This is a genomic window from Ureaplasma rhincodontis (assembly GCF_057537535.1).
This window is the reverse complement of the sequence record NZ_BAAKAX010000001.1, coordinates 1-14,254: the sequence shown is the minus strand read 5'-3', so window position 1 is coordinate 14,254 and position 14,254 is coordinate 1. Positions and strand designations below refer to the sequence as shown.

10 protein-coding genes and 2 rRNA genes are annotated in these 14,254 nt (G+C 25.1%); 4 read left to right on the top strand and 8 right to left on the bottom strand.

What is annotated here, in order from left to right; genetic code table 4:
* The first annotated feature begins 5 nt into the window (after positions 1 to 5).
* Complete coding sequence (locus AC27EK_RS00060) at positions 6 to 1,481, top strand: hypothetical protein (protein WP_487231329.1); 1,476 nt, start codon at positions 6 to 8, stop codon at positions 1,479 to 1,481.
* A 207-nt stretch (positions 1,482 to 1,688) separates the two neighbouring features.
* Here AC27EK_RS00060 and AC27EK_RS00055 read toward each other — a convergent pair whose 3' ends face one another.
* The 4 genes from AC27EK_RS00055 to ileS are packed head-to-tail and all read right to left on the bottom strand — an operon-like array spanning position 1,689 to position 9,244.
* The gene (locus tag AC27EK_RS00055; protein ID WP_487231328.1) at positions 1,689 to 2,717 is read right to left on the bottom strand and encodes an ABC transporter ATP-binding protein; all 1,029 of its coding nucleotides are present in this window, start codon (positions 2,715 to 2,717) and stop codon (positions 1,689 to 1,691) included.
* The gene (locus AC27EK_RS00050) at positions 2,717 to 4,687 is read right to left on the bottom strand and encodes an ABC transporter permease (protein WP_487231327.1); all 1,971 of its coding nucleotides are present in this window, start codon (positions 4,685 to 4,687) and stop codon (positions 2,717 to 2,719) included. The genes AC27EK_RS00055 and AC27EK_RS00050 overlap by 1 nt, the downstream gene beginning before the upstream one ends.
* Positions 4,688 to 4,697: 10 nt before the next feature.
* A complete protein-coding gene (locus tag AC27EK_RS00045) occupies positions 4,698 to 6,572 on the bottom strand; it encodes an ABC transporter permease (protein WP_487231326.1) in 1,875 nt (624 codons plus the stop codon).
* 2 nt (positions 6,573 to 6,574) lie between these two features.
* Positions 6,575 to 9,244 (bottom strand): isoleucine--tRNA ligase, encoded by a 2,670-nt coding sequence (gene ileS / locus AC27EK_RS00040; protein WP_487231325.1) that lies wholly within the window; start codon positions 9,242 to 9,244, stop codon positions 6,575 to 6,577.
* A 77-nt stretch (positions 9,245 to 9,321) separates the two neighbouring features.
* On the opposite strand from ileS, the gene AC27EK_RS00035 reads away from it, so the two are divergent.
* From AC27EK_RS00035 to AC27EK_RS00025, 3 genes are read left to right on the top strand one after another with little or no spacing between them, the layout of a single operon-like run.
* A complete protein-coding gene (locus tag AC27EK_RS00035) occupies positions 9,322 to 10,020 on the top strand; it encodes a hypothetical protein (RefSeq protein ID WP_487231324.1) in 699 nt (232 codons plus the stop codon).
* Positions 10,021 to 10,022: 2 nt separating this feature from the next.
* Positions 10,023 to 11,042, top strand: a complete 1,020-nt coding sequence (gene hrcA, locus AC27EK_RS00030; protein WP_487231323.1) for a heat-inducible transcriptional repressor HrcA — start codon at positions 10,023 to 10,025, stop codon at positions 11,040 to 11,042.
* Positions 11,029 to 11,697: a hypothetical protein gene (locus AC27EK_RS00025; protein ID WP_487231322.1), complete on the top strand. Its 669-nt coding sequence runs from the start codon at positions 11,029 to 11,031 to the stop codon at positions 11,695 to 11,697. The genes hrcA and AC27EK_RS00025 overlap by 14 nt, the downstream gene beginning before the upstream one ends.
* A gap of 27 nt (positions 11,698 to 11,724) precedes the next feature.
* Here AC27EK_RS00025 and AC27EK_RS00020 read toward each other — a convergent pair whose 3' ends face one another.
* The 4 genes from AC27EK_RS00020 to AC27EK_RS00005 form a co-directional block, all read right to left on the bottom strand.
* The gene (locus AC27EK_RS00020) at positions 11,725 to 12,216 is read right to left on the bottom strand and encodes a hypothetical protein (protein ID WP_487231321.1); all 492 of its coding nucleotides are present in this window, start codon (positions 12,214 to 12,216) and stop codon (positions 11,725 to 11,727) included.
* A gap of 70 nt (positions 12,217 to 12,286) precedes the next feature.
* Positions 12,287 to 13,675 carry a leucyl aminopeptidase gene (locus AC27EK_RS00015; RefSeq protein WP_487231320.1) on the bottom strand — a complete coding sequence of 463 codons (1,389 nt, stop codon included), beginning with the start codon at positions 13,673 to 13,675 and terminating at the stop codon, positions 12,287 to 12,289.
* A gap of 97 nt (positions 13,676 to 13,772) precedes the next feature.
* Positions 13,773 to 13,877 (bottom strand): 5S ribosomal RNA (rrf, locus tag AC27EK_RS00010).
* A gap of 58 nt (positions 13,878 to 13,935) precedes the next feature.
* A 23S ribosomal RNA gene (locus AC27EK_RS00005) occupies positions 13,936 to 14,254 on the bottom strand; the annotation flags it as partial.

Sequence of the window (14,254 nt, the reverse complement as noted above, 5' to 3'; positions counted from 1 at the left end):
AAATTATGAAAAAAAACAAAATAGATAAATCAATTTTTGAAGATTTGTTTTCTAAAAACATAGAAAATGAAATTACTAATATCTATAATAAAACCGAAGAAGAAAAAAAAGATTTTTTAAATGAAATTTCAAAAATTTTTAAAAACATAATCGAAAAATTGGAAAAAAGTGAATTATATATAAACACATGAAAAAAATATAACGAATATGTTAAAGAACGTTTAAAACTACAAGAGTTGCTTGCTTGATGCGAAAAATGTCAAAAATTAAAGTGAAATAAAATTTTTGAATCAAATTTGAATCTTTGTAATTGCAATAGTGAAAAATTTTTCTTTAATGAAAAAATGTTTAATTGAAATCTTGATTTTTTATTTTTGAATTGAATTTTGAAAATGAAAAATTGAGAAGAAACAATAGAGTATATAAAAAATAATTTTACCGAAGATATCAAAGTCTGAATTAAGTTAAAATATATAATCAAAGATATTTATTCTTGTTCTGATTGTGTAATTTCAAATTTTTATTTTTTTAAATTTGGTTCTTTTTTTGAAGAACCCTTTGAAATAGAAGATTTTCTAAAAATAGAGCAAAATGAAATAGATAAAATTCAAAAAAATAGAAATTATGAATTTTTTGAACTATTAAACTGGTTTGAAAAAAAATCGAATCCTAATAAAGAATTTTTATTTGATGAATTTAAAGAAGAATTTCTTATTAAAAAAAAAGACCATGGACAAGAAATAAAAACAATATTATTAAATAATTTTAAACCAAATTCAGAAAAAGAAATGATTTGATGAATAAGAAGAAGGATGGTAAAAATAGGAAATAAAATTATTGAAGATGAGAATGAAAAAGTTCAAGAAAATCAAAGAATATCCAAAATTAAAAACATTAGTATCAAAATAAATGAAGAAAATGTCGGCAAAAGAATAGATGATATCATAATGAATTCTTTTCCGTTTTTGACAATAGAAGAAATAAACAAAAATTTCGCTAAACAAAGCGTTTTAGTAGATGGGAGTATTGTCAAAAAAAATAAAAAATTGAAAATAAATGAAACAATTTTGATTGTTAATTATGAACTTGACAAAATTGAAGATTTAATTTTTAATAATAAAACTAAATGCAATTATTCTTATGATTTCTTTGGAAAAACGATAAATGATTATTTAATTAATGAATATGGCATAGTTGATAATAAATTTTGAAATTGATTTTTAGAAGAAAAATCTATAGAAATAAATAATCAGAAAATTAAAAACAAACAAGAAATTAATCCTTGAGATACAATTACTTATACTAAAAATGGAATAAGAGTTACTAGAAATAGAATTGAACATCTTTTTTTTAATGAATTGAGAATTCGTAAATTTGGTCAAATTAATATTTTAATAACAACATTAATAGAAATTTTAAAAAAAAACATTGAATTTTTCATTTTTATTTTTGAAAAATTTGGAAAAATTTTAGATGAGTAACAAAAAAAGCATTAGAATTCATCTAATGCTTTTTTTATGAATCACAATGCATAGATTCTCTGAGAAAGAAAATAAGAAACGTATAACAAAGAACAAAGAGAAAGGAACAACCTTGTTATATAAAATCTATGCATTAATTTATTTGGTGAGAACAAAAAGGAATTAAAGTCCCACCGTATTATATATATGCTTTAATTCTTTTTTTCTTTAATTTATTTTGTTTTTTTCTTCAGTCATTGTATGAACTGAACCCTTGATTACATATTCTTTATATATGTCTTCAAGATTGGGTAAGAATCTTTCAAAAATCATAATAGTTGTAAGTTCATTAATTTTAGTTAATAGTTCTTTAGTTTTAGATTCATTAAGATTTGAAATTATTAAACAATCTTCTTTAGAAGTAGATCAGTTCACTTCATATTTTTCTTTTTCAAGAATTTCAAATATTTTTTTATTATCTTTTGTTTTTAAAATAATATCTTTATTACGTTTGTTTCTAAACTGTTTTAAAGAACCAGTAAACACAATCTTGCCACCATCAAGAATAGTAGCATGTGTTGCATACTTATCAACTTCAGTTAATATATGTGAACTAATAAAGATAGAACAACCTGATAGTTGTAATTTCTTAATAGTTTGAAAGAAATCAATTCTAGCTCTTGGATCAAGATTAGCAGCTGGTTCATCCATAATCAATAATTTTGGACTATGAACTAAAGATTGAGCAAGAAGAATCTTTTTCTTCTGACCACTTGAAAAAGTATTAGGTGATTTTTTAGATAATTTGTCCATTTTAAAATCACTAAGAGTTTTAGTTGCAAACTCTTTAGCTTCTTCTTTAGAAATCCCTGAAAGTTCAGCCATACTTACTAAATAAGTATAAGAACTCATACCTTCTGGGAATTTAGCAACCTCAGGAATATAACCAATCAGTCTTTTTGCATCTACTGTGTTATTTAAATATCCTGAGATTCTAATTTCGCCATCATAATTAGCATAAGCTCCTACTATTGATTTAATACTAGTAGTTTTCCCAGCACCATTACCACCTATAAAAACATGGAACTCTCCATGTCCTACTTCAAAGTTTAAATTAGAAATTGCTGGTGGCATATTTTTTTTATATCTTTTAGTTAGATTAGTAACTTTTAATAAAGAAGAAGAATTTTCTTCAATGAATTTTGCTTTTTTATCTTTTAAAAAAACATTGTTAATAGTATTTTTTATATTTTCCATTATCTAAAGTCCTTCTTAGAATATAGTGCTATTGAGAATGCTGATAATATTATAGCAAAAGCGGTTCATCCAGCAGCCATTGAATCGTAACTCAAAAATAATTCTGGTCTAAAATTTGAAACAGTTTCTAAGTTATTAATATTAATTAATTTATAAGAATTTTTAACAATAGCAAAATTCTTTTTAAGTTCTGATTTGATATCAGCGGGTGTTGAAAAGTTGTTAATAAGATTTGTTAATTCATTTGGATTTAATAAAGAAACAATCAAAGGATTTTCTTTATTCATTTTCTTTGAAACGCCCAATAGAGTTAATGCTATTTCACTTGGAGTTGAAATGTTATTAGAAAGATCAAAAATAGGTATTGAAGAACCAACAGGAGGTTCTAAATATTTAAATAACAACATATCTAATTTATTAACATCAGAATAGAAGTTGTTAACTATTTCTGATTTTTTTGTTTCATTTAGTTTTTCAAAATTCTTATAAGTGACATTTTGAGTGTTGTTTGAACTTACATTCGATAACTGTTTTCAAAATAATGAAGCCATTATTGTAGATTTTAATCATGATTCATTTATTGGTATATTTAAATAAGTTAAAAGTGGCAATAAATGATTGTTAATAGTGTCGTTAAGCTTTATTAATGGTTTTAAGAAATTAGTTTCAAATTCTTTTTTTCAAGTAGGTTTTGATAAATCAAAATCAATTTCTTTTGTAGTTTTTCAATCTACATTAATTTTTACTTTAGGTTTATTTTGATTTGTTGTAGAAGGAAGTTCAAATTTCAAATATATATTTGGTAAAGTTCTAAGAACAATATTTGAACTGTCTTCAACATATTCATTATGTATTCATTTAGAGAATACAGGAGATATTAAAGATTCTATTTGTTTAGATATAGTAAATGATTGAACAACAGTAGGATCTGTTTCAAAACCCTTTATTTTAAATATAAAATATTTATTATCAAGTTCTTCTGGAGTACTATTAATGAATAAATTTTCTTTTGAAGGTTTTATAGAGAAATTAACTGAAGAACTATTTTCATTTAATAAATATAAGAATTGATCTCAATTTCTTGTTAAATATTCTTCAGATATTAAATTATAAAGAGAAGATCATTGATACATTAAATTAGTAATGGACATTGTTCTTGCGTTTGTGTTTTTAACTGCCATTCTATAAAAATCAGATAAGAATAATCTTGGATCTGAATTTTGTTCTAATAGAAGTGAACCATTTTCAACAGTTGTCTTATTATTTATAGGTTTGTTTTTATATAAACCTATTACACCATCAAATGTTTTAAAGACACTTTTATTGTCTATATTTACTCTTTGTTTTTCTAATACATTAACTTTTTCAAAAGATATATTTCTATTTTCAAAATAAGAAGAAGGAGAAGTTAATGTAACAGCAGAAACAAATAAATAAAGCAATAAAAGCGTATTAACTCCAACAACACCAATAATTGTTATTATTTTTTTAAAGTATATTGATAAAACAACACTAATTGAACTAAACAATAAGAATATTATTAATGTACCAACAAATAGACCAGCACTTATTAATCAAAAATAATCTTGATTGCTAGGAGATATGCTTGTAAATAATCCTATTAAAAAAGAAGTTGTTGATATTAATATTCCAACACTAAATAGAACTACAATTTTGGAATACAAAATTTTAGTCCTACTAATTGGCTTAGAAAGTATTAACAGTTCACTTCCATCATCTATACTACTTCTAAATAAATTAGTAGTAATAACAACAGTCATTATCGCGCCAACAACAACTAACATACTTCAAAATCAAGTTAAAAGATAAATATATGTTAGTGGAGCGTTAATAATATATGGAACTATAAACAAAATTAATATTTCCATGAAGAAATACAATAATGTTGTTATGTAAAAAGAAACTCTTTTAATTAAGGAGTTAAATAAAAATACTATATATGATTTCATCTCTTATCTCCTATGCAAAGTCTTTCTTAGCGTATATAGCAACTGAAGAAAACATCCCTAAAGTTGTTATTATTGTTCAGCAAGGAATTAATATAGAAATATCATAACTTCCAGAAACTTTATAATTATTAATGGTTGATAATTTTTCAGTTGGTAATAAATTAAAGTAGGGGCTATAAGTAGCTAAAAGTTTTTTGGCTTTTCTTTTTGCTTCAGTTTGATTAGGATTAGAACCATTTTTAATGAATAGATCTTTGAATTGAGTTGGAACTCCAGTAAATAAATAATCTCTGTTAATAGCTATATCAAATCCATTAGTATTTAATATAGAAATCATTATTTTTTCTATTAATTCTTTTTCTTGTGGAGCTAGAGTGTTAAGAATAATATTTTTAGTTTGAAATAATTGATAAGTTAAATATTGAAATCTGCTATATTCGTTAGAAAAATTCATAAAAGCTTTTCTTCTAGATGAACTATTAATAAAAGTTTTATAAGAATTATTTTCAAAGAAGTTTGATTGTCAAAAAATTGTTGAATAAAGTAAATTAATTGTTTGATTGAAATTTGTTTCATTCAAATGCATATCATTTACTAAGAAATTAAGAATTTCTTTATTAAAGAATGTTGTGTATAAAGAAGTTAATAAGGCTTCGTTATTAGTAGAATTCAAACTAAAACTAGCCGGTTTATTATTCAACTCTTGAGAGTTTCATAATGGAACATAACTTAATGAATCTTTTTTAGAAAAATCAAATGTCCCGCTCTTCATGTTATCTGGAAGATCTGAATAAAGTTTATATGTTTTTTCATCAGTTAATAATTTAAATTTAAATTTATTATTTAAATTAAGAACATACGTTGTTGAATTATTGTTTTCTGAATATGAAGCTGTTTTAAAGTTGGTTGTGAAATATTTATCAACTTCTTTATTAAATAATGGATTAAAACTATATGAAAAAGCACTATCTAAATCATCACTTGAGAAGAAATCATTTGGAGATTGTAAGAAATAATTTTGAGTCTTTGTAGTTAGCATATAAATAAGTTGTAAACCCAAACTAAAAGCCTGAGAAATTTTTATATTAGTGTTCTTTATAGCTTCAGCATATTTAGTTGATAAATAGCTTTGGAAGTTATAAAATTCAGGATTATCTTTAGGATTTCCATTAATAGTTAATGATTTTGGGGTTAGTAATACATTGTCTTTTCTAGCCACAATATATCACTCATAACTTATTTTGTTAGTAGTACTATTTTTAGAGACTAAACATATTGGAGTTGTTTCTATATTTTGTTTTTCGAATTCAGATCCTGGAGTTGCTGTAGACATAAATGCTATAAGCATATATATAGACATAGCAAGTGCTGTTCCTATAGTTATTAAAAAGATCATCACCTTCTTAAAGAAAGTTGAAACAAGAATAGCGATGGCTGAAAAGAAATTAAAAGTTATAAAGCTCGATATAAACGTACCACTTATCAAGTTGGTTGCATTATTAGCGTCAATTGGCCTTAAAAAGGAGAATATTGCAAGTATGCAGGCTAATAAAGATAAAGTAATAATAAGTATATAAAGTACTATTATTTTTGATCATATTATCACTGATCTTTTTAATGGTTTAGAAAGCATCAATAATTCAGTTCCATCATCTATTGGACTTCTAAATAGAAATATTCCAAACATGGCAGAAGAAATAGCACCAAACATAAATAACATTTGTGCCATTCCTTCATAACTCAATACACCTTCTATTGTTTTATCAATAAGTGGAGGAATTAGAAAGTACAAAATACATTCAGATAACAAATATAATCCGAATGCTATGTATGTACTTCATCTCTTGAATGTTGTAATTAAAAGAAAACTCAAATAAGATTTCATTACTACCTTTTTTCTATTACTTCTAAACATCTAATGCAAATATCTACATTAGCGAACAATTCTTGTTCTTTGAATAATCAACATCTTTCACATTTGCTAAATTGAGAGTTAGAAATAAGAATTTCTTCTTTTTGACTAGGATCAACAACAACTTTAGCAACCATTAAATATTTTTGTAAAAGTTCTTGATCAAGATTAATTTTTTTGAATGAAACTAGTGCTTCAGTATTTTTCTTCAAAATTTCATTTTTACGTGAAACTTCTAATAAATTGTATACCTTATCCTTAATTGAAAAGAAATTATCAAACATTTCTGCATCATTAAATTCTACAAATTTGTTTAATTCAAATCAAGACTCTAAATGAATTGATTCTTCGTTAACATTTTTTAGTGTTCTATAAACTTCTTCTGTTGTGTGAGGAATTATAGGAGCTAATGCTTTTGTTAAGTTAATTAAAATGTAATATAAAACAGTTTTTATTTGTTTTGTTCTTATAGAATCTGTGCTTTCACAATATAAAGTATCTTTTATGAAGTCAAAATATCAACTTGATAAGAACAAAGTAAATTCATTAATTAATTTAATAATTTTACTGAATTGATAATTATTATAATTTTCATCTATTTCATTAAGTAAAATGCTTAATTTATTAAGAATAAATTTATCTTCTAATTCAAATTCATTTTGTAAATCATTAACTGTGTCAAAGTCTTCTAAATTAGCCAAACTGAATCTAAATAAAGTATTTCTTATTCTTCTGTAGATTTCAGAAGTTTGTTTTAATAAATTGTCTCCAATTTTTTGATCTTCTCTATATTCTGAATTAGCAGCTCAAAGCCTGAATATATCAACACCATAATTATTAAATACTTTAAGAGGATCAACAATGTTCCCTCTTGATTTAGACATTTTAAGGCCTTTTTCATCAAGAACAAAACCATGAGATAAAAGATCTCTATAGGGGGCTTTGTTGTGTTGAATAACTCCAGTTATTAATGAAGAGTTAAATCAACCTCTAAATTGATCATTACCTTCAAAATATAAATCCGCAGGGTATGAAAGATTTCTTTTCTTCATAATATTATGGCTTGAACCAGAATCAAATCAAACATCCATTATGTCAGTTTCTTTTGTATATGTTTTATTAGTATTTAAATATTTTGAAGTTAGGAATTTAGACACATCTAAATCAAATCAAGAATCTATTCCGTTTATAGATAAAACATCAATAATGTTATAAATCAATTCATTGTCTAAAATTGGTTTGTTATCTTCATAAATAATAGGAATAGGCACACCTCAAACACGTTGTCTTGAAATACATCATTCAACTCTTCTAGAAATTACATCTTGAATTCTGTTGATTGTTTTTTGGTTATTATTATTCTTTATTTCTAATAAAGCTTCTGTTATATTATTTTGAATACTTGATAATCCGACAAATCATTGTTCAGTAGCTCTGTACATTACAGGCTTTTTAGTTCTTCAGTCATGTGCGGCGCTATGAATTATTTTTTTATGTTTCAATAATAATTTATTATCTTCTAATCTTTTAATAATTATAGGATTCACAGAAGTATAAAAATTATCAATTAATTCTTTATCATTAATTTCATTTGTAAATTTACCATAATTATTAATAGGACAAAATATTTCAATTCCATATTCTTTACATGCTAAATAATCATCAAGACCAAAACCAGGGGCGTTATGAACTAACCCTGTTCCATCATCATTAGTAACATAATCAGCTAATATGAATTTATAAACATCATTATAAAAAGGATGTTTATATTCAATATTTTCTAATTCTTTACCAAGATGTGTTGAAATAACTTTAACATTAGAAAATTCAAGTTCTTTTGAAACTTTATCTATTAATGATTTTTCTATTAAATATTTATTTTTGTTAACTGAAATCACTGCATATTCAAATTTTGGATTTACAGCAATAGCTCTATTTGATGGCAGTGTTCAAGGTGTTGTAGTTCAAACAATTGCTTTAACATCTTTGAATTTTTTATCATTAAGTTCAAACAGAAAATGAATACTATCTGATTCAACATCTTTATATTCAATTTCAGCTTCTGCTAATGCTGATTGTGAAGATCAAGATCAATATATTGGTTTCTTGTCTCTAAAAATTAAATTTTGTTTAATCATTTCGTTAAATAAATTTAATTGTTCTATTTGAAAATCTTCATTTAAAGTTACATAATAATCATTAAAATCAGTGTTTAATCCCATTTTCATGAATTGTGATTTTTGATTTTCAATTTGTTCTAAAGCATATTTTTTACATGCTTCTCTTACTTGAAGAGTAGAAAAATTTCTTGCGTCTTTGTTCTTTTTTAACATTGCAAGTTCTATTGGTAAACCATGAGTGTCTCATCCCATAATAAAGGGAGCGTGAAATCCTTGCATATTTTTTGAACGAATTATGATGTCTTTTATAACTTTGTTTAATGCATGACCTACGTGAATATTTCCATTAGCATATGGAGGTCCATCATGTAAGAAGAAAGTTTTGCTTTTTTTGTTTTTCAGCAATGTTTTTTTGTAAATATCATTGTTAATTCAGAAACTTTGAATTTCTGGTTCTAAATTGTTTAAATTTGCCTTCATCGAAAAAGATGTTTTTGGCATATTAAGAGTAAGTTTATAATCCATTGTTACTTATACCTTAAATTAATGTTTGTATTAGTTTATAATAACTTTACAACTTATTATTATATTAGGAAAATTAAATGTTATCAAAAAAAGAGATAGACATATTTTTTAAAGATTTGGATAATAAAAAAATAGGGTCTAAATTTGTTAGAAAAACATTAAAAACTAATAAAAACAAAGAAATAATTAAAAAATTCAAATTGTGAACTTATATTTATTTAGGATTATTTGTTTTTATTGGAGTAATACTTATGATCCTTGGAGCTGTTAATTCTATTAAGTTGCAAATAGGTTTAGCTCATTGAGCTTTATTAGGTTCTGGTCTTTTTTGTTCTTTTATATTGAGTTTCATTGGTGCTTCAATAATAACTAATTTTAAAATAAACTGATTAAAAAAAGTCATTTATAAAGAAATAAACAAAGAAGCTAAAATTAAACTAATTTATGAATCCTTAAATCAAGTTCCTAATGTTCAATGATATTTAAATGATTTTAAACTTGATGAAAACAATTATTTAACTATCAAATTTAAAGAAAATCAAAACACTTATAATGTTGTATCTTCTAAAGAAAAAACTATATATTCTAAAAACGATAAAGAAATAAAAATATTAAATAATAGTTCTGATTTTAATTTTGATCTTATTATAAAAACAATGATGGTAGATTCATTTAAAATGAAATCAGAAGAAGCGATTGAAGAAATTATAGATTATCAAATATTTAACTCAACAAAAGAAATAATTATGAATTTAAAAAATAACTTGGAGATTTAATCATGAACTTATTAAACGAGAGACAAATAAATATCCTTAAAATTATTATCGAAGAATATAGTAAAACATCTAAACCAATAAGTTCAAAACTTATTGTAGAAAAATACTTAAAAGATATTTCTGGACAAACCGTTAGAAATGAAATGGCTTTTTTAGAAAAAACTGGTTTTCTAGAAAAAACACATACTTCAAGTGGAAGGGTTCCTTCGATTGCTGGATTTAAGTTTTATGAAGAGCAAATTGCAAGTTCTTCTCAACTTGCAGAAGATATAATATCTAAACTTAAATCTGTATTCACCCATAGAGAACAAGGAATAGATACAGTAATAAGTGAAAGCCTTAACATAATTAATGAAATAACTCATCTTCCTTCTATATCAAAAACTGATGTATTTACAGAAACACAATTAATTAGCAAAATTACTGCTGTTCAATTAAATGAAACAAATGGAATGATTGTTTTGTTTACTAATTCCGGAAGTATTAACAAAGCTAGATTTGAAATAACTAATGAAAATCAATTTCAAGACGTTGAAGTATGTATAAATATATTCAATAAATATTTATTCAAAACCGCTTTAAAAGATATCGAAACAAATTTAATAAGCATAAAAGAAATTGTTAGAAAAAAGGTTAAAGAATATGAATATGTAACCCAAGAAATATTTATGAAAATGTTCGCGATGGCTGTACCTAAAACAAAACAAAGTATAGTTGGTATAAGTTCTATTCTTCAACATCCAGAATTCAAAGATAATAAAAATATTTATAAAATAATAGAAATGATCGAAAAAGGTAATATATGAAAACAAATAAAGTTCGATGATGAGAACTACCAACTTTGTTTTGATAAGTCAATACCTAATTCACAAATAGCCATAGCATCAGCTAGAATCAATATTAACAACTCAGAACACCAAATAAGTGTTCTTGGTCCTAATAGAATGAACTATGGTCCTATTAAGTCCATATTAGAATTTATTAAAAATGAATTAGAAAGATTGTTCAATGAAGAAAAATAATAAAACAAACAATGCATTAGCGGCTCTTGAAGTTTATAAATTAGGCAATGAAAAAAAAGAATGAAATTTATTGTTTGAATCAAACTTTTTCAATATAATGTATGAATTCACTTATGAATTTATAAAAATTAAAGAAAGAGAGTTCTCAAAAACTTTTGATTTTGAAAGTTATAAATTTAGCGAAATCATTGAAATAATTTTAAATTTATCAGCCGCTGTCATAAACGGAGAAACAAATGACGTATTCAATAAATTTATTAAAGAAAAGAAAAGATTTGATTATAAACATAATGAATATTTCTTATTAGCAAAAGATGCTCCTTTATCAATAAAAAATAGTAATTATAATATTAATTTATTAGCTTATAGAGTAATGTTATTTGTTAATGAAAATATATCAAATCAAAAATATATTACTGAAATTTTTCAAAATTTCTGTGAAATAACAATTATTAATGACGAAACTGTTTATATAACTAAACAATTGCTAATGGTTAAAAAAGAAATAATAGATACAAAACATTCTTATTATCAAATATTAGCTCAAATAGAGGCCATTGATAGACTTAGAGAAATTCTTAAAAACTATATGGTTGACTATAATAGCGACATTATTAAACTTAACAATAGATTGAATGTTAGAAAATACAAATAAAAAAACGGGAGATCCCGTTTTTTTATTTTATTGATAGAAAGCTAATAATTTAGATTTCTTATAATGGCCTTTAATTACTGCTAAACCAAGAATAGTTCCTATAATTGGAATCAAGAATAAGAAAGAGTTTCCTATTAATGATTTATTAACTGGTTTGAAAGCGCTTGGTAAATAGAAAATAAAAATTAAATTAATTATTCCTACAACTCCAAAGAACATTATAAATTCTAATCATGCTCATTGTCAAGCATTCCTTGCGGTGTAATCAATTATTCCGTTGTTATAAACAGTAAATTCGTTGATTTTAAAAGCATCAAAAAATTTAGCTGCGACATCTATTCCTACTTGTTTAGAAGGAAGAATGAACAATATAACTATACCGCCAATGATTAAAATTTGAATTAATAGCGCATAAATTGCTATTCTCGAATATTTTTTATAGTTTTTGATATTAGACTGATGAGCTTGAAATAATTTATTCTCTTTAGCTAAATCAAATTTTTGTAAAACTGATTCCATATTTTATTAATACCTTAAGTTCTGATTAAACACAAATCATATTATAATTTTTTATTTTACTTTTTGATAATTATTTGTTGCAAGTTTTATTACATCTCTTTGCTAAATGATAGAAAGTGTGTAATATTGCACCAGTTCCTGCATTACCTTTATCACCTGTTGAAGCAATATCAAAATGAACAAATGGTTTTCCTAATACAAATTCTTTCAAGAAAGCAGCAGCTCTTGATGAACCACCTCTTGGATCAGAAACTGAGTTAGCTATGTCAGCATAATTAGATTTTAATAAATCTAAGTAATCATGGTGGAATGGTAATCTTCATACTAATTCACCAGCTTCATGAGCTGATTTTTCAACTTTAGATCACATTCTGTCGTTTGTAGCTCAAACACCAGTATATGTTTCACCTAATGCATATGTCATAGCCCCAGTTAGTGTAGAAATTTCGAACACCATTGTAGCATTAATATCTTTAGCAGCATATGTTAATGCGTCACCTAATATTAATCTACCTTCAGCGTCTGTATTGTCAATTTCAACAGTTTTACCACTATATGAAGTTACAACGTCGTCTGGTCTTTGACCATTTGAACCACATAAGTTTAAAACTAATGGACAAACTGCATAGGCATTAATCTTAACATTGTTTTTAGCAAATGAATAAATAGTCATAGCTGAAATTGCAGCACCTGACATATCATATTTCATTCATCTCATATGACCACCAGTTTTAATATTTAAACCACCAGTGTCAAAACATACACCTTTACCAACATAAGCTCTAATATCATCTTTAGCTTCAGGATTGTTTAAAAATTCAATAACCATCATTCTTGGTTTATCAATCTCATTTAAAGCACCTTGACCTACTCCAAGAATTAATCCCATTCCTTTTTTAGTCATTTCTGCTTGATCTAAAACTGAAATTTTTACATTTTTAAGATTTTTGAATTTTTCTTTAATTGTTTTTTCAAAAGCACCAGGTTGCATGTGATTTGAAGATGTGTCTTGCATTTGTCTTGCAAATGTTTGGGCTTCAGAAACTACTTTAATTTCTTCAGCATAGTTAATATGTTCTTTTGCAGTTAAAATTAAATTATGTTCTAATGTTACAATTTTTGAAGTTTTTAAAGTTCATGGAGTAACTGATCCATATTCAATACTTCTAACTAAAGTAGCAATGGTATTTAATTTTTCTTCATCAGAGTTTATAAAAGCTAAAAATGAATCTGCATCAATATCGAATTGGTTTCTTTTTTGAGCTTTAAAGAATTTAGATAATGCTCTGAAGATTTCATCATTACAATTATTTTCATTACTTAAAATAATGTTGTAAGTATCCATATCAGAATTAAAAATAGTATATTCTTTTTTAATATCTTCAAATCCTTTAATTTTATGATCTGTAGATACCGCTTTTAATATTTTTGTATTTTTTGTTTTGTTATTTATTAACATATTTGTCCTTAATTTCGAATAAAATCAATATATCTAATTATATACCAAATACTATATATAGGGCAATAAAAAAACACCAATAATGGTGCTTTTTTTTGCGTGGCAATTTCCTATTCTCACTTGCGCTACCGTCGGCCTCATTGTGCTTAACTTCTGTGTTCGGGATGGGAACAGGTGTTTCCACAATAGTAACGTCACCACACTATAGATAGTATAGTTGTAAACTAAATATTATACAATCATCAAAATTCATAAGTATTTATTTTAAGTCCTCGAATTATTAGTATCAGTTAGCTAAATGCCTCGCAGCACTTACACATCTGACCTATCAACGTCATAGTCTATAACGATTCTTACTTTACTTAAAAAAGGGAAGATTAATCTTAAAGTTGGCTTCACGCTTAGATGCTTTCAGCGTTTATCCATTAGACACGTCGCTACCCTGCAGTGCTTCTGGCGAAACAACAGGATCACAAGAGGTGTCTCCATTCCGGTCCTCTCGTACTAGGAACAGAACTCTTCAATCTTCCTACGGGCATGACAGATAGGGACCAACCTGTCTCACGACGGTTTGAACCC